Origin of the sequence: Brevibacillus antibioticus, assembly GCF_005217615.1 — a bacterium.
GTDB classification, from domain to species: Bacteria; Bacillota; Bacilli; order Brevibacillales; family Brevibacillaceae; genus Brevibacillus; species Brevibacillus antibioticus.
The window spans coordinates 5,070,675-5,087,593 of the sequence record NZ_SZNK01000001.1 but is presented as its reverse complement, the minus strand read 5'-3'; the positions used below and the strand labels follow the sequence as shown (position 1 = coordinate 5,087,593).

At 46.8% G+C, this 16,919-nt stretch carries 14 protein-coding genes; 8 read left to right on the top strand and 6 right to left on the bottom strand.

Annotated elements, in window-relative coordinates; translation table 11 throughout:
• Positions 1-2: 2 nt before the first annotated feature.
• The 7 genes from E8L90_RS24625 to E8L90_RS24595 all read left to right on the top strand — a co-directional run bounded on the left by E8L90_RS24625 (position 3) and on the right by E8L90_RS24595 (position 5,345).
• A complete protein-coding gene (locus E8L90_RS24625) occupies positions 3-833 on the top strand; it encodes a MetQ/NlpA family ABC transporter substrate-binding protein (RefSeq protein ID WP_015893854.1) in 831 nt (276 codons plus the stop codon).
• A gap of 42 nt (positions 834-875) precedes the next feature.
• Positions 876-1,913, top strand: coding sequence for a methionine ABC transporter ATP-binding protein (locus E8L90_RS24620; RefSeq protein ID WP_137031745.1), 1,038 nt, complete (start codon positions 876-878; stop codon positions 1,911-1,913).
• Positions 1,913-2,575, top strand: a complete 663-nt coding sequence (locus tag E8L90_RS24615; protein WP_137031744.1) for a methionine ABC transporter permease — start codon at positions 1,913-1,915, stop codon at positions 2,573-2,575. Before E8L90_RS24620 ends, E8L90_RS24615 begins: the two co-directional genes overlap by 1 nt.
• A gap of 149 nt (positions 2,576-2,724) precedes the next feature.
• Positions 2,725-3,159, top strand: a complete 435-nt coding sequence (locus E8L90_RS24610; protein ID WP_137031743.1) for a hypothetical protein — start codon at positions 2,725-2,727, stop codon at positions 3,157-3,159.
• A complete protein-coding gene (locus tag E8L90_RS24605) occupies positions 3,147-3,440 on the top strand; it encodes a YxcD family protein (protein WP_137031742.1) in 294 nt (97 codons plus the stop codon). Before E8L90_RS24610 ends, E8L90_RS24605 begins: the two co-directional genes overlap by 13 nt.
• A 176-nt stretch (positions 3,441-3,616) precedes the next feature.
• Complete coding sequence (locus tag E8L90_RS24600) at positions 3,617-4,483, top strand: ABC transporter ATP-binding protein (RefSeq protein ID WP_137031741.1); 867 nt, start codon at positions 3,617-3,619, stop codon at positions 4,481-4,483.
• Between the two features lie 205 nt (positions 4,484-4,688).
• Positions 4,689-5,345: a DJ-1/PfpI family protein gene (locus E8L90_RS24595; protein WP_137031740.1), complete on the top strand. Its 657-nt coding sequence runs from the start codon at positions 4,689-4,691 to the stop codon at positions 5,343-5,345.
• An 86-nt stretch (positions 5,346-5,431) separates the two neighbouring features.
• On the opposite strand, the gene E8L90_RS24590 is transcribed toward E8L90_RS24595, so the two are convergent.
• The 5 genes from E8L90_RS24590 to E8L90_RS24570 form a co-directional block, all read right to left on the bottom strand.
• A complete protein-coding gene (locus E8L90_RS24590; RefSeq protein ID WP_137031739.1) occupies positions 5,432-6,421 on the bottom strand; it encodes a siderophore ABC transporter substrate-binding protein in 990 nt (329 codons plus the stop codon).
• A 110-nt stretch (positions 6,422-6,531) separates the two neighbouring features.
• Positions 6,532-7,290 (bottom strand): iron ABC transporter ATP-binding protein, encoded by a 759-nt coding sequence (locus E8L90_RS24585; protein ID WP_137031738.1) that lies wholly within the window; start codon positions 7,288-7,290, stop codon positions 6,532-6,534.
• Positions 7,287-8,228 (bottom strand): iron chelate uptake ABC transporter family permease subunit, encoded by a 942-nt coding sequence (locus tag E8L90_RS24580; protein ID WP_137031737.1) that lies wholly within the window; start codon positions 8,226-8,228, stop codon positions 7,287-7,289. Before E8L90_RS24580 ends, E8L90_RS24585 begins: the two co-directional genes overlap by 4 nt.
• Positions 8,225-9,178, bottom strand: coding sequence for an ABC transporter permease (locus E8L90_RS24575; RefSeq protein ID WP_137031736.1), 954 nt, complete (start codon positions 9,176-9,178; stop codon positions 8,225-8,227). Before E8L90_RS24575 ends, E8L90_RS24580 begins: the two co-directional genes overlap by 4 nt.
• 248 nt (positions 9,179-9,426) lie before the next feature.
• Complete coding sequence (locus tag E8L90_RS24570; RefSeq protein WP_137031735.1) at positions 9,427-10,191, bottom strand: DUF4097 family beta strand repeat-containing protein; 765 nt, start codon at positions 10,189-10,191, stop codon at positions 9,427-9,429.
• A 336-nt stretch (positions 10,192-10,527) separates the two neighbouring features.
• Between E8L90_RS24570 and E8L90_RS24565 the strand changes: the two genes are divergently transcribed.
• Positions 10,528-10,884 (top strand): response regulator transcription factor, encoded by a 357-nt coding sequence (locus tag E8L90_RS24565; RefSeq protein ID WP_137031734.1) that lies wholly within the window; start codon positions 10,528-10,530, stop codon positions 10,882-10,884.
• A 50-nt stretch (positions 10,885-10,934) separates the two neighbouring features.
• Here E8L90_RS24565 and E8L90_RS24560 read toward each other — a convergent pair whose 3' ends face one another.
• Positions 10,935-16,850: an AAA family ATPase gene (locus E8L90_RS24560; RefSeq protein ID WP_137031733.1), complete on the bottom strand. Its 5,916-nt coding sequence runs from the start codon at positions 16,848-16,850 to the stop codon at positions 10,935-10,937.
• Positions 16,851-16,919: the final 69 nt, after the last annotated feature.

The window sequence follows — 16,919 nt, the reverse complement described above, 5'->3', positions numbered from 1 at the left end:
TCATGAAAAAGACTGGTTTACTACTCACTACACTACTGCTCGCTGCATCGCTCGTAACGGCTTGCGGGGGCAAACAAGAAGCTGCGCCTGCTAACGGCGGCACTGCTGCTGAACAAACCTCACTCAAAGTGGGTGTCACTGGCGGCCCACACGAAGAGATTCTCAACAAAGTAAAAGAAGTCGCCAAAGGCAAAGGGCTCGACGTCGAAGTCATCGTTTTCAACGATTACGTACAGCCGAATCAGGCGCTCGATAAAGGAAATCTCGATGTAAACAGCTTCCAAACCATCCCGTTCTTGGCGAAGTTCAATCAAGATCACAAGACAAAGATCGTCGAGGTCGGAAAAACCGTGACGTACCCGATGGGCCTGTACTCCACCAAGCATAAAAAAGTCGAGGACATCCCGGCAGGCGGCGTTGTCGGCATTCAAAACGACCCGACCAACCGAGCACGCGCCTTGCTGCTCTATCAGGCAGCGGGCTTGATTAAGCTCAAGGATGGCGTGGGTGACAACGCAACACCACTGGACATCGTGGAAAATCCGAAAAATTTGCAATTCAAAGAGCTAGAGGCTGCTTTCTTGGCACGCTCGCTGAGCAACGTAGAGGTTGCTTCGATTAATACGAACTTCGCGATGGAAGCTGGCTACTCCCCGAAAAAAGACGCGATCTTCGCTGAGACGGCTGACTCTCCATACGTAAACATCTTAGCAGTCAACGAAACCAACAAAGACAACCCCGCCGTCAAAAAGCTGGTGGACATCTACCGCTCAGAAGAAGTGAAAAAATTCATCGACGAACGCTTTGAAGGAGCTGTACTGCCGTCCTGGTAAGATCGACGCCAGGAACATCAAGAACAACAAGGAGAACTCGTTATGATACAGCTAACCGATATTCATAAGTCGTATCAAGTAGGAAACAAGCAGGTAGAAGCATTGAAGGGCGTATCCCTGCAGGTGGAAAAAGGGCAAATCTACGGGGTGATCGGCTTTAGCGGAGCGGGGAAAAGTACCCTGCTCCGTACCATCAACCTGTTGGAGAAGCCGACCAGCGGTTCTGTGATCGTCAATGGCCAGAACATGCTGACCCTCAAGGAAAAAGAGCTGCGGCAAGCTCGCAAAAAGATCGGGATTATTTTTCAACACTTCAACCTGCTCTCTTCCTATAATGTCTTTGACAATGTGGCGGAAATCTTGCGGATGAATCGCGTCCCCAAAGATGTCATAAAGCGCAAGGTAGAAGACCTTCTCGGCTTGGTTGGCTTGTCTGATAAAGCAAACGCTTATCCTTCTCAGCTATCCGGTGGACAAAAGCAACGGGTGGGCATCGCTCGTGCACTTGCCACCGATCCGGAAATCCTGCTCTGTGACGAAGCGACTTCCGCTCTCGACCCGCAAACAACCGAATCCATTCTGGGGCTGTTGCTCGACATCAATCAAAAGTTCAACCTGACCATCGTGCTGATTACCCATGAAATGCAGGTCATTAAGAAAATCTGCGACCAAGTAGCCATCATGGAAAACGGCGTCGTCATCGAGCAAGGCTCTGTTCTGGATGTGTTCAGCAATCCGCAAGAGCAAACGACCCGTAATTTTATCAAAACAGTTTTTGACGATCAGGTACCACAGGAGATTTTGTCCAAGATAAAAGAATCCGGACCCGTTTCCAAAATTGTTCGCGTTGCTTTTCGCGGGGATGCCGCTCTCGATCCTGTTCTAGGTACCTTGTCCGCACGCTTTCCGATTAGCACCAATCTGTTATACGGCTCGATTACGACCATTAAGGGAACAGCGCTTGGCATTTTGCTTTTGCACATTTCTGGTGAAGACCAGCCCATTCAAGATGGCATTCGCTTCTTGCGTGAATCCGTCTACCGCGTAGATATTGTGTCCCCAGAGGAGGTGCGTAGCTAATGGAGCGTTTGATTGAAATGATTCCGGTATTCGGGCAATCCCTGCAAGAGACCGTCACCATGGTTGGGTTTTCGTTATTCATTGCGACACTGATCGGGATTCCGCTCGGGATTTTGTTGGTCATCACACAGGCGAACCACCTTTTTCCGAACAAAATCATTTATCACACCCTGAATACGATCATCAACATTGTGCGTTCGTTGCCTTTTATTATCCTGATGGTTGCAATCATTCCTTTTACAGAGTTGATCGTGGGCACTTCGATTGGGATTGAAGGAGCCATTGTACCGCTCATCGTCTATACGGCGCCTTATATCTCACGCCTGATGGAAACGGCCCTGCATGACGTAGATCGCGGCGTGATCGAAGCATACCAAGCGATGGGCGCATCCCGGACGCAGATTATTTTTCGGATCATGCTGCGTGAAGCACGGCCTGGCATCGTCCTCTGCCTGACGATCGCGACCATCGGTTTGATCGGTGCTACTGCTATGGCGGGCGCAGTTGGTGCCGGCGGACTGGGCGATCTCGCCTTGCGCTACGGCTACCAGCAATGGGACATCGAAGTCATGATCATTACCGTCATTATCCTCGTCGTCTTGGTCCAGCTCATTCAATCGTTGGGTAACTGGGCAGCCCGAAAACTGAAAAAGAGCGCGTAAATCGAAGAACCCCTGACGAGATCGCTTGTCAGGGGCTTTTTTGTAGGTATTCAGACCGATCATCCCTGAAAGCTCGTTGGAATTTCGCTTGATATTCATGTAGACTTATATGCATAAGTCATTTTAATGAGAGGGGCTACTCAAATAACATGAAAAAACTCATCATGATGGTGGTTGCCGTAATGCTCGTACTCGCGCCGGCTGGAGGATTCATTGATCATGCCGATGCGAAAGGCTATAAGTCCGGGAAAAAATCTTTTAACTCTAATACGACTCCTACCAATACACAAACACCTAACAAAGCCGATTCAAATGTAAACGCATCAACCAATAAAGGCACGACAACACCCCCTGCTGCTACAGCAAGCAAAAGCGGCGGATTCATGAAAGGTCTCATGATTGGTGGTCTGGCTGGTTTGCTGTTCGGATCCCTGTTCGGTGACATGGGTATCCTGGGCTCCATCCTTGGCTTCATGATCAACCTGATGGCGATCCTCGCTGTGATTATTCTGATCCGCAAAGCGTTCGTCTACTTCAAAAACAAGCGTGAGAAGGAACAGGAACTGAACGCATGGAAAAGATAACATTTTTAGAACAAGATATCATTAATGCCATTTGCATTCATGCAGCTTACAAAAAGCAGTTGAAGCCACAAGACATCTCCGTCGAGCTGATGTGGGACGAGGAGTATGGCTTCTCTGCTGAGGTACACTGGATGGAACGCCAACAAATCTTCGTCGAGATTAATATGATTGAAGCGATTCGCTACTACCTGGAGACTCAGATGCAGCGCAACCCTTATTCGGCCGGTATTGAGCTGGTATTGGACGACGAAGAAGGTATTATCGCTCATATCACCTACTAACGCTTGATCAAACGTAAGTTAACCCAAGGCCAATTTGTTCACGCATGTGAGCAGGTTGGCTTTTTCATATTGAATTTGACCTCATTCCGTTATATACTTTATTTTAGTGAAAATGATTATCATTGTCTGTGTTTATCATACATGTACATACTTTCATAAAAAGGAGTTGGCCCATTGTGGAGCGCTTATACACGCAAAAGCTGGACATCGGATACGGTGAGCTTTCCATTGTCAAAGACTTGAACATTAGCATTCCTTCTGGAAAAATCACTGCCCTGGTCGGTGCAAACGGTTCTGGTAAATCGACGATCCTCAAAACTCTCGCGCGGATTATGAAACCAACCGGCGGACAAGTATTTTTGGACGGAAAGTCGATCCATCAGCAATCGACCAAGGAAGTCGCCAAGCAATTGGCGATTTTGCCGCAAAACCCGACAGCACCCGATGGCTTGACCGTGTCTGAGCTCGTTACCTATGGCCGCTTCCCCCATCAAAAAGGCTTCGGCTCTTTGAGCAAGGAAGACAAGGAGATCGTAAACTGGGCTATCTCTATGACAGGCATGACAGATTTCCATGATCGTCCGGTTGACCAGCTATCCGGCGGTCAGCGCCAGCGCGCCTGGATTGCGATGGCACTGGCGCAAGGAACAGACATCCTGTTCCTGGATGAGCCTACGACCTTCCTGGATATGGCTCACCAGTTAGAGGTTCTCAAGCTCCTGCAAAAGCTGAATGACGAAGAAAATCGTACGATCGTCATGGTCGTCCATGATTTGAACCACGCAACCCGTTATGCACAGCACATGGTTGCCATCTCTCGCGGTACCGTCGTTGCTGAGGGAAGCCCTACTGAAGTCATGACGCCTGAGATGCTGCGTAAGGTATTCAACATCGAAGCAGACATCCTGATTGATCCTCGCACGGGTGTACCGCTCTGCCTCCCATATGAGCTGTGTCATGCTGTCGATCAAAAGCAACCAAACGAAAAAAACACTTCCCAACCTGTTTACGCGGAAGAGCGTAAGCTGGTTGGAGCCAGATAATTGTTAGATTCGACTCGCAAAAAGCCGGTTTTCACCATGTTTTATGGTGTAACCGGCTTTTTGCTATACCGATTGCTTATCTCTCCTCATTACACGGGCTTCGAAAACCTTACAGATAGTCACAACTCCAACATACACATACCCTGTATAAGTATGTTACTATTTGTTTGCAGGAAAAATACCCCATTTCAAAGGAGATATCCTCATGAAGGTTGCAATCATGCTTTACGATGGCATCACCGCATTAGATGCAATTGGTCCATACGATGTATTCGCTGCTACGCTGAAATGTGAAGTGAAGTTTGTTGCTAAGAAAAAAGGGTTAATCCAGCTTGACTCCCATATGGGTTATTTACATGCCGATTACAGTTTTTCTGAAGTTACTTCCGCTGATATTCTTGTTGTTCCCGGTTGCTGTCCGCCCAATTATAAAAATTCTATGAATGACGAAGAAACCCTACAGTGGATTCGCCACATACATGAAACGACGAAATGGACTACGTCTGTTTGCACTGGCTCTCTGATCTTGAGCGCCGCAGGCTTGTTACAAGGAGCCGTAGCGACCACTCATTGGGGGTCCTTCGAACTGCTCCAATCACTTGGAACCATTCCAACAGAGGAAAGAGTCGTTCGCCAAGGCAAAATCGTTACAGCCGCCGGCGTTTCCTCTGGTATCGACATGGCGCTCCAATTAGTGGCATGGGAATTGGGGGAAGATAGAAGTAAAGGCGTCCAATTGATTTTGGAATACGATCCACAGCCACCATTTGACTCGGGTTCACCTAAGAAGGCACCCGCTTTATTGGTAGAACAAATAAGAGGGAGGTTACAGGAGTTTGCAGAACGGGAGCCCCGGGTATAAATCAGCAGGTTCTAAAAAATGAAAAGGCGACAGCCCAGGGTATGTCTTACTCCCCCTCGGCTGTCGCCACTGTCTTTCCTAGCCTCTTACCACTTAACTTCTTTCAGAACTTCATCTGTCATGCCAGCGGTGGATACCAATCCGCCACCAGACAAGTACCAGTTGCTAGAATCCAGGTAAATGATGTTGCCAGTTTTGAATGCTTTCGTGTTCTTAATCAGGTCGTTTTCTACTGTTTGCTGTGTAGAAGTAGACACTTCTTTATTCTTGGAAATCGCGTTACCACGATCAATTACGAACAGATAGTCTGGATCTTTTTCTGCAATATATTCAAAGGAAACGCTTTGACCATGGTTTTCTACAGAAATGTTTTTGTCTACAGGTGTGAATCCGAATTCACCGTGCAGGATACCAAAACGGGAACCCGCGCCGTAAGCGTTCAGCTTGCCTTCGTTAACCATAACGATCAGAGCAGTCTTGCCGCTTGCTGTTGCTTTTGCATTCAATTCCTTGATAGATGCTTCGATTTTGCCTAGCTCTTCTTCTACTTGTGCTTCTTTACCGAAGATGGTACCCAATGTTTTCATGTTCTCTTTGAAAGTTTCCATGTACTTCGCATTATCTACACCCATGAAGATGGTTGGAGCAATTTTGTTCAGTTCTTCGTAAGCATCTTGTTGACGACCGGAAATGAAGATCACATCTGGTTTCATTGCGTTGATTTTCTCAAAGTCTGGCTCTTTCAAGCCACCAACGTTTGTGTATTTCGCATCTTTGAACTTTTCCAGGTATGCAGGAATATTGGAAGACTGTGCAACACCCGCTACTTCGATACCCAATTTGTCTAAGGAATCCAGAACACCGTAGTCAAATGCTACAACCGTTTTTGGATTCTTTTTCAATTTTGCTTCACCCAATTTATGCTTGATCGTAACTTCTTCGGATGTTTGTGTAGCTTCAGGTGTTTTTGTTGCGTCTGCCGCAGGTGTTGCAGGAGCGGCGTTATTGGAGCCGCATGCAGCTGTGAATACAGCCAACAGTACTGCCATAAACAGCATGAGTAATTTTTTGTTCACTTCTCTCACCTCTATGTAGAATGTAAAAGTATATAAAATTATTGATAGCTTGCTGATAAAAATAAAATCCCCGGCAGGCCATCAAAATTTTAACGATAGGAAGATGGAGCTTACGCGAAATAGACACAGATTTTATTTTCTTCAATGTCTTCGATATGGATATCCATGTCATAGACATCTTTCAAGATCGGTCGTGTGATAATCTCGTCTGTAGTGCCTTCCTTCACGACCTTGCCATCCTTGAGAGCGACGATATAATCCGAATAGACGGAAGCAAAGTTGATATCGTGAATGACAATGACAACTGTTTTGCCCCTTTCGTCTACCAGACGTCGCAGCACTTTCATGATCTGGACGGAATGCTTCATATCCAAATTGTTGAGCGGCTCATCCAAGAGGACGTATTCCGTATTTTGGGCGACAACCATCGCGATGTAAGCACGTTGACGCTGACCCCCACTCAACTGGTCGAGGTACTTGTGTTGAATGTCCGTAAGCTCCAAATATTGGATAGCCTCGTCTACATACTTCCAATCCTCTTTTGTCAGGTTACCCTGTGAATACGGGAAGCGACCAAAGCTGACCAGCTCACGAATCGTCAACCGCACCGTTATGTGGTTCGATTGCTTGAGAATCGAGATTTTTTTGGCCAGCTCACTGCTCTTTACCTGACCAATCTCCTGACCCTCAATGAAAACCTCGCCTTGATCCTTGGTCAATAGGCGACTAATCATCGACAGCAAGGTACTTTTTCCGGCCCCATTGGGTCCGATAAAAGATGTAATTTTCCCCTTGGCAATCTTCACAGAGACATTTTCCACGACATTTTTGCTACCATATTGTTTTGTGACATTCCGGACTTCTATCACGCTTTATTCTCCTTTAACAGAAGATAGATGAAGTAAACCCCACCAATAAAGTTGACGATGACACTGAGCGTCGTGGAGAACGCAAGTACACGCTCCACAATCAACAAACCGCCAACCAGTGCAATCACACTGATTAAAGCCGAGCCCAGCAGCAAGTATTTATGCTGATAGGTTTTCATAAACTGATGAGCGAGATTCGCTACCAACAGTCCAAGGAAGGTAATCGGTCCAACGAGCGCTGTCGCGATCGATACGAGAATGGCAATGACGACGAGGAACCGCTTAATGACAAAATCATACGGAATCCCCAAATTGATCGCCTGATCCCGACCGAGTGATAACACATCCAAGTACTTGATGTATCGCCAGAAGTAAATCATAATTCCGATGACCAGAGCAAAGCTCGTAATCAACAGGTCTGTTTTTACATTGTTGAAGCTGGCGAACATTCGGTCTTGCACAACCAGAAACTCATTCGGATCAATCAACACTTGCATGAACGTGGACAGACTGCTGAACAATGTGCCCAAGATCAATCCAATGAGTAGCAGGAAGTAAATGTTTTGCCCTTCCCTCTTAAACAGGAATTTGTAGAGCAAGCCTGCGAAAAGCACCATCCCACCTGTCGAGATCAGAAAGTTCACGTTGTTGTTCATCAAGGTGAAATGGGTGGAGCCAAACACAAAGATCACAAATGTTTGGATGAACATATAGAGCGAATCGAGGCCGATGATGCTAGGCGTCAAGATTCGGTTGTTCGTGATTGTCTGGAAGATCATCGTAGAGAAGGCGATGATGCAACCGGTTAAAATGATGGCAAGAATTTTCTTAGCCCGCCGAGGAAGGACATAATCCCAGTTGCCACCGGCGTCAATCATCATAAAAATGGCTATCAAAGCAATGGCCACAATCGACAGGGCACCTATCTTCGCTTTCATTGTTCATATGCCTTTCTTCTCATGAGTAAGTACACGAATATCCCGCTACCTATGACCCCAACCATCAAGCCAATGGAAATCTCGTATGGGAAGATGATGAGGCGTCCCAGGATATCACAAGCAAGTACAAACACCGCGCCAAGCAAAGCGGTATGAGATAAGCTTTTTTTCAGGTTATCTCCCAAGTAGATCGTAACCAGGTTGGGAATGATCAGCCCCAAAAACGGGATTGTCCCTACCGTGAGAATGACTACCGAAGTTACACAAGCGACGATGACCAATCCAATGTTGACGACATGCTTGTAGTTCAACCCGAGGTTGATGGCGAACTCTTCACCCATTCCCGCAATGGTGAACTTGTTCGCATACAAGTAAGCGATAATCACCAGCGGAATACTTATGTACAAAAGCTCGTAGCTGCCTTTCATAATGGTGGAGAAATCTCCATGCAACCAAGCAGACATGTTTTGCATCAGGTCATTCTTATAGGCGAAAAACGTCGTGATAGATCCGACGATGTTTCCAAACATCAGTCCCACTAACGGGATGAAAATGGAGTCCTTAAATTTGATTCTTTCGAGAATCTTCATAAAGACAAAGGTTCCCAAGAGAGCAAATACAAAAGCAACGAGTAGCTTCACCCAAGAGCTCGCATCAGCGAACACCAAGAGTGAAACCAATATTCCGAATCGAACGGAGTCCTCTGTCCCTGCTGTCGTCGGAGAAACGAACTTGTTTCGGGTCAGCTGTTGCATGATCAATCCGGCGATACTCATGCTGATCCCTGCGATGATAATGCTGATCAAACGCGGAATCCTACTAATCCACAGCACTTGCACTTTGTCATCTGTGAGATTAAACAGATCCCACGGGGATATATCTTTCACGCCAATAAAAAGTGAAACGAACGATAGCAAAATAAGTGCTACAACCAAATATCTCTTTTTCATCGCGTCCCTACTCTTCTTACTTTTTCATGGAGTAATGTTCCGTATTGACTCGAGCATTTACCGGAGAGAATAATTCTCATAATCATTAATAAAGAGATTCATTCTCAATTAGAACTACCTTTGTTATAGTAGCACTTCTTTATCGGAAGGGAAAGCTTTTTTTCATTAGTCGGCTAATTTTTCCCTCAACCTGTTAAAATACCGCCACAACAAGAAAACCGCCAGGGCAAAAACCCTGACGGTCCTAATTATTTGGCTGTGTACGAGCCTGTTACGTTTTGAACGAACCGATCTCCGCTCCCGTCACTCTCAATCAGCACATTTCCTTCGATTGTATCAATGACAATATCGCCGCTTTGGTCCGATATCGTAACATCACCCTTATGCTTCCTAATATACATATCACCGGATTGATCGTGAATCGCTACGTTTCCACCCGTATTTTCCATAACGATCTCACCTGAATCGTCTTCGATCAGTTTGAGGGCCGACGCGTCCTTGATCTTGATATCACCGGACTGGTCACGAATCTCTACCTCTCCGTTCGTATTCGTTAATTGAATATCACCAGAGTCATCCTCAATCGTGAGTTTTCCTGTTAGATTCGTCATCTCAATATCTCCTGATCCATCGGTAAGGGCGATCGGTAGCTGGGCAGGAACGATTACTGTTAAAGTCATATCCACATAGTTTAAACCGATATCTGTCTTTACTTCGGATCGTAGTGATGCGTTATTCCCATCCTTCTCGAGTGTAATGATGATTTCCTCGGGTTTAACATTTTTCGATTTGATATCAGCCTCTACATGAATCGCGGTTGCTTTTTCATCACCTTTGACGATCAAATCGCCCGAATCCGTCACAATATTCAACGCCTCGATGGACTCCGCAGGCAATTCAAGCTGTCTTTTTTCTTCGTCAATCTTGATCACGTTATTGTTGATCGTGCATCCGGCCAAGCCGATTCCCACGGCAATTAGCCCTATTCCTATCCACTGTTTCATCTGTTTCATCTGTTTCCCCTCGATACTTGGTTATTTTTACAAGATAAGTTCTATAACATCATAGCAAAACAGCGTAAAAGGGAAATCAGGCTACAGGGTTGTTCTCTCGTCAGTCCGCAGACGGATATTCCATCGTAGAGATCGCGTCTTTCCCTACACTACAAGTAGACTGGAAAATAAAACAAACAAATCCAGTTTCGTTACAATCTGGAATTCGTTTGTTTTTTTATGTTCATCCACACTTTTTATGATCAAATGATTGCTACATTTTTCCTATTAGTGTTATGGTAAAAGTAGACTGCTCACTTACTAAGAATCACTAACCGTTTCGAAACAGGAGGTTTTATGGCTCGTATACTGATAGCAGACGACTCCCTTGTCGTACGAGATTACATGAAAATCATTTTGGAACGGGCGGGCCATCAAGTCATTGCAGAAGCGACGAATGGATTGGACGCCTATCAAAAGTATGCGGTCCACCTCCCCGACGTGGTGACGATGGATATCAATATGCCAGGAATGAATGGCATAGAGACTGTCAAAAAAATCATCGACACCTTCCCCGACGCCAACATCATTATGGTCAGCACCAACGGATTAAAACCGTTCGTTTTTGAAGCAATCAACGCTGGAGCGCGCCATTACATTCTAAAACCGATCGATGAAGAACGACTTTTGGCTTCTATTACGAATTCTCATTAGTCGATCAAACAAAAAACTGAGGCACTGTCGCCTCAGTTTTTTCTATGGATCTAACGAATTTCTTCCAACGGAATTCGGAAAGTAAAGCGGGTGCCTTCTCCTTTTTGGGTATGAACCTCAAGGGTTCCTCCCAACTGTTCAACCTCTTGTTTGACAATGGACAGGCCAATTCCTCTGCCCGATACGAGACTTGCACGTTCTTGTACCGTGACATACTCAGCCAATGCTAACTCTAGCTTTTCCCTATCTCCGCCACGCCCATCATCACGAATCGTGACGCACAAGGAAGTATCCTCTTGCCATATACGGCATTGAATCTTGCCGCTGCGTTCTTTTCCGCATGCCAATCGTTCTTGCTCTTCTTCCATTCCATGGTCGATGGCATTGTTGAATACGTGAACCAGGCTCCTCGCAAAATTCTCGAATCGCTCCGAATCGACCTGCACTTCTTCCGCATCCCATTCGACCCGATCGATCGTCTTATTTAAACGGATGGCGAGCTCACTTACATAGTCTTCATAACGGGACAACATGTCCTTCACGGGACGATAGCGTAGCTTGCGGATGCGGTGGAGCAGCTCCTGCTGAGCTTCCCCCTGTACTAGACTGGTGATCTCGTGCTCGAAGCTTTCCCATCGTTCTTTTGCAATAGTGTACACATGCTCATTATGATCCAGGAATCCGACCCCTAGCTTGTGCTGCATGATCGACAAATCCTGCTGCATCGCAGCTTGAACCCCTGCGAATGTCTGCTGGGCGCGCACATCCTCGCCGGACAGGCGTTCTTCGGATTTTGCCCATTGAATTAACCATGACTCCAAATCATGCAGCTTTTGCGGTGTATGAATCAAGTGTAATTGGCTGAAGTCACCTTTAAACTGATGAATCTGAGCGACCAATTTGAATAGCTTCTCGGATTCCGCCATCTCTTCCCCGAGGACCTGCTTCCACCCATCCTCAAAGAAAGCGTCAAAAGCTCGCAGTACCTTTTGGAAGAGCGGGAGACTAATCGCTACGGTTACGACCATATTCAACCTTTGCCATTCTCGCTCCATCTTTGATTTGAGCGCCCGTTGCTCACTCATATCAGTCAGGATCAGCATCAAGCCCTCTGGCGAATCTCGCCGATCTTCATAAATCGGCTTACATGCCAGCTTCAACGGCATTTCATTGATCTGGATTTCCGTAGGAAATAGACTGAGATACAGTTCTTTTTGCCCTTGGTCCTTTGCTTCAAAGTACTTTTCCAAAAGGGATTGAATAAACATACTGTCCTCTGAGCGATCTGGGTAAAGTAGCTCGGCGACCGATACCCCAGCCAGTTCTCTGCCAAAAATCCGTAGACATTCCCGACTGTATTCGGAATGGACCAGCAGGTTTTTGGAAAAGGATAGGAAGCCTTGTCCCGCATTGTTTAACAGATTTTTATTGGCCTGCAAAAGGGCCTGAATCTCATTGGTACGCTCTGTCACGATCTTTTCCAAGGATTGATTCCACTGCTCCAATTGATGATACAGCCTCGCATTTTCAATAAAGATCGCAATTTGCGAGAGGATCAGTCTGAGCGGCTCTGAGCGTTTTTCGTTGAACACATGTGTCGTCTCGTTGTTCTCCAAATAAATGACGCCGATCATTTTTCCTTGCTGCCATAGCGGAGAGCATAGGATCGATTTCGGCTCGTGCTTCGCAATGTACGCATCGCGTAAAAAGACGCCTTCAACGGAAGCGTTGTGGAGCACCAGCATCTCTTCTGTACGAATGGTGTAGTTCACGACAGCGACAGAGAGCATCCCACTTTGCTCATACGGGACAGACTGCATGATCTCCACGTCCAAATCGACAGAGCCTGCAGCTTCGATGAGCCAGTCACCATCTTTTTTCAGCAGAAGGATTCCTTTCTCCGCACCTGCATTGCTCATCACCGTGCGCAGCATCGTCGCTAACAGCATTTCCAAGCGGAGCTCGCTAGCAATCGTTTGCGACGCCTTGATGACACTCATTAAATCGACGAGGTCTGCTGTCTGGTCAGTCGTAGCAATCTCGGCGGAAGCTCCCAAGCTTCTTCCCCGTTGCAAAAGATAAGGGTACCGTTCCCCAATTTCTCGTGCCTTGGCGACTGCTCCCCATAGCATGTAAACCTCGTGCGCCTCCGTCATATATACCTTCGCAATCGTTTCAAGTCCAAGGGCCAAGTAATGTTGGGCGGCCAATTCATTTGCCATTGCCTCGTTTTGCAAGAAAACATCTTTTTTGGCGAGTTGAACCGCCTGTTCATAAAAAGGACCTGCTTCTTGTTTTTTCTCAGTGACACGCAGCCACTCCGCATACATCAGCAACCATTTGTGCTGAAAATTTTCCGGGCATTCCTTTGCCCACGCCTTCATCTTTTTGATATTTGCTTTGATTTTTTTCCCATACTTCGATTTTTCCTGTCGGTTGGCGTTCTCATAGAGCCCCGTCAATGCCAGTGTTTGCATAAAAACATGCTGGCTGACAAGCACTTGTCCGCTTACTGAATCCATCCATTGCTCAGCTTCAGCCAGCAGCTCGGCAGCCTGCAGGTGGTTCCCGTACATGAGATGGACCATCGATTTATAGTAGTAGTACATGTACTGCTTGTAGCTGTTTCCTTCTTTTTGCAGGTTGCTTACATAGGCAACTTCGTCAAAGCCATCATGGCAAAACGCCGTTTGTTCATCGTCCGTCCATCGTGTAAAAGTATGCAGCGCCTGGCGCAATAACAGGAGCCGATCATCGTGATCCACGACCTTGATTTGTTGAATCATATCGCTATATTCTTCGATTTGCTGCTCCAATTCTTCCACTGGCACGCCGCAATAGAGCATGGCCTCCAAAAGCCCATGGGCATTGTAGGCAGCATAAATGTTGCCACCACCGTCCAAGCCGAGCTGAATCGCTTTTTTCAGGAGAGGGATGTTCGTCCGCGCATGCTCGCACCAGTGATTGATCAGCAAGGCAAACGCGCCATACGCCTTCGTCATGGCTATCGGATCGGCGAAGCCATCTGCTACACGGCAAGCCAATTGTCCAAATTCGTAAGCCTCTCGATATTTTCCGAATTGAGCAGCTTGTACGATCCCGTAACCGGTATAACCATTTGCCGAGGCGACCGTGTTTCCGTGCACGAGCGACAGATGAAGGGCACGCAAAATCGTTAAAGCAAACCAATTGAGATTGACATAGTAAGCAGATGGCCCGGCGTAGCTGATGATACTCATCGCCATCTGATAATTTTCATCGGGAACATCCGGCAAATACAGCAACTCATCTATTTTTCTGCCTTTGAGGCGGCGCTTGATATGAAACATTTCCTTAATGATATCGAGCTTGCCAGGCTTTTTCGGAATCGGTACACCCAATAACCCCAGGGCTTTGCTTGCGATCTCCATGACACGCGGGAATTCAGCCAGTCGCGTATACATGCGAATTTCCATTTCCAAAATGCGAACTCGTTCCAGGTCTGTCTTGGCATGCTGCATCCCGCGTTCAAACAATTGCTTTGCCTCATCCAATTGGTTACAGAGGTACATCGTCTCCGCAGACAACGCACACAACTCCATGGTCAGATCATGATTGCGCTGCCAGCCCTCTTCCCCCACCAGCTCAAGACCTCGTTGGAAATACTGCAAGGCCGACTCAAATGCCGCAGAGGATTTCGCTTTTTGTCCAGCGAGCAAATGACTGTGCGCTACATGCATGCGCTCCGCCTGATCCTCCAGTAGATCTTTGCCCCGATACATATGATCGCAAATTTCGAACAGAAAGCCCGATTCGCTTCCTTGGGACATTTCCCACATCATCCTGCCCAGCTTGACGTGAATCTGTCCGCGCTCTGTCTCTGTTAACAACGAATAGGCGGCCTGTTGAATTCGATCATGCACAAAGCGGAAACGAATTCTCATCTGCGACGCCACTTCTTCTTCCACGAGCGCAGCGTAAGTCAGATATTCCGCTCCCTCAATCGGATAGATGAGACCTTCCTCAATCGCAGGCGATATATGCTGGATGGCTTCGGACTCCGTTTGATTCCGTGACTTGGCTATCAAATGAAGCAAAAACGAGTTACCCAGACAAGCAGCATAAGCGAGCTGCTGCTGAGTAGAATCAGGCAATCTTCTCATTTTTTCTACGAGCAGATCGGCCACATTTTCCGTTGTCCCCAGCTTCTCGATTTCGGCCAAATCCCATTGCCAGTTCCGTTCTTCTCTCCCATACCACAACAAGTCCCGATCATACAGCGTCTTAATGAATTCTCTTACATAAAACGGATTCCCAGCTGTTTTTTGCATGATAACCGTAGCCAGCGGCTTCGTCATGTCCGGATCACTACGCAATGTATCCGCTACTAACGCATTGAATTCGTGTTCTCGAAGCGGCAGTAACGTGAAGTGGCGCAAAATGCGGCTCTTGAGGCCTGTCTCTGTCAAAATGGCAATCAACGGATTCATCACACTGCCATCCTGCTCACGACAAGCGCAAATCAACAGAAAATGACTGATCTGCATATCTGCAACCATCTCTTGGATCAGGAAAAGCGAAGAAGAATCCGCCCACTGCAAATCATCCAGGAACAAAACGAGTGGATGGTCTGGTCGTGCCCAAATCCGAATAAAGCGTTGCATCACCCATTGAAAGCGATTCTTTGCTTCCGCTGCAGGCAGCTCAGGTACGGCAGGCTGTTTGCCGATCACTGCTTCAAGCTGTGGAATGACATCCACGATCACTTGACCAAGTCCTTGCACGGCGTCTAGTAACATCTCTCGCCAAGCGAGCAACTCGCGTTCGTGGCCTGCCAATAACTGTTTGATCAAATCCTGAAAGATTTGAATGATAGCTGAATACGGTGCGGCTTGATTATATTGATCGAACTTTCCTGAAACAAAACGTCCCCGTCCCCTCAAAAACGCTTTCTGCGCTTCCAGCACGAGAGCAGATTTACCCACGCCTGCAGATCCACTGAGGATAACCATCCTCGTAGCGCCGTTCGTGACTTGCTCAAATGCATCGATGAGCATTTGGATTTCTTGCTCACGTCCATACAGCCTCTCTGGAATCCGCAAGTGATCAGCACGGTCTTCTAAAGCAAGCGGAAAAGGCGTAATCAAACCGTTTTGTTCAAGCTGGTCGTAACAGCCCTGGAGGTCTGCCAGTAAGCCAGACATGCTAAAGTAGCGATCCTCTGTATTTTTTGACAGACACTTCATCACAATGTCCGATAGAACCTCTGGAACGGATGGTTTTACACTGGAGGGAGCGAGCGGCTTTCTCGCCATATGAGCATGTATGAGTTCAAGCATGTCCGAAGTTAAAAAAGGCGGCTTTCCAGTTAATAACTCGTAGAGCGTGACACCAAAAGAATAAATATCGGAGCGGTAATCGACGGTGCGATTCATTCTCCCCGTCTGCTCCGGCGAGACGTAGCGAAGATTTCCCTTCCATTCTTTTGGATTCATCACACTTCGGTATTCTTGGTGGCATTTCGTCGCCAACCCAAAGCTAACAAGCTTTACCTCATAGGTTTCAGGATGAACCATGATATGATCGGGATTTACATCCTTATGAATGATTCCGTGCTGATGGATTTCCTTCAAGCAGGAAGCCATGCGAACTGCAAGGAAGAGCATCTCCTTCAGCGACAGTCCTTTCATTTTCATAAGCAAGGAGAGCGGCACTCCCCCGAAATCTTCCGTAATCATGACCGTCTCACGGTTGTGATTAACGAGTTCGATGATCGTTTCCACTGAATTGGATTCCAATGATTGTAGAATGCGATATTCATGCTTCAGTTTCCACAGAGATTCTTTATGGGAAGGTCCTTCTATCGGTACTTTGAATAAGACAGGGAGATTGTCGTTATTTCTGTAACCCCGATACATTCCCAATTTTGAATGAGTGGAAAGAAACTCTGCCACCCTATAACCTGGAACCACGATCATGCCGCTCATACTATCCACTCCATCTTTAGGTAGAACATCCTATCTTTTTAATTGTTGCCCAGGAACAAATAATCTATA

Excerpts from the sequence above, each read along its gene's own strand:
- E8L90_RS24625 (WP_015893854.1), top strand. The coding sequence starts at position 3 with ATGAAAAAGACTGGTTTACTACTCACTACACTACTGCTCGCTGCATCG.
- E8L90_RS24620 (WP_137031745.1), top strand. The coding sequence starts at position 876 with ATGATACAGCTAACCGATATTCATAAGTCGTATCAAGTAGGAAACAAG.
- E8L90_RS24615 (WP_137031744.1), top strand. The coding sequence starts at position 1,913 with ATGGAGCGTTTGATTGAAATGATTCCGGTATTCGGGCAATCCCTGCAA.
- E8L90_RS24610 (WP_137031743.1), top strand. The coding sequence starts at position 2,725 with ATGAAAAAACTCATCATGATGGTGGTTGCCGTAATGCTCGTACTCGCG.
- E8L90_RS24605 (WP_137031742.1), top strand. The coding sequence starts at position 3,147 with ATGGAAAAGATAACATTTTTAGAACAAGATATCATTAATGCCATTTGC.
- E8L90_RS24595 (WP_137031740.1), top strand. The coding sequence starts at position 4,689 with ATGAAGGTTGCAATCATGCTTTACGATGGCATCACCGCATTAGATGCA.
- E8L90_RS24580 (WP_137031737.1), bottom strand. The coding sequence starts at position 8,228 with ATGAAAGCGAAGATAGGTGCCCTGTCGATTGTGGCCATTGCTTTGATA.
- E8L90_RS24575 (WP_137031736.1), bottom strand. The coding sequence starts at position 9,178 with ATGAAAAAGAGATATTTGGTTGTAGCACTTATTTTGCTATCGTTCGTT.
- E8L90_RS24570 (WP_137031735.1), bottom strand. The coding sequence starts at position 10,191 with ATGAAACAGATGAAACAGTGGATAGGAATAGGGCTAATTGCCGTGGGA.
- E8L90_RS24565 (WP_137031734.1), top strand. The coding sequence starts at position 10,528 with ATGGCTCGTATACTGATAGCAGACGACTCCCTTGTCGTACGAGATTAC.
- E8L90_RS24560 (WP_137031733.1), bottom strand. The coding sequence starts at position 16,850 with ATGAGCGGCATGATCGTGGTTCCAGGTTATAGGGTGGCAGAGTTTCTT.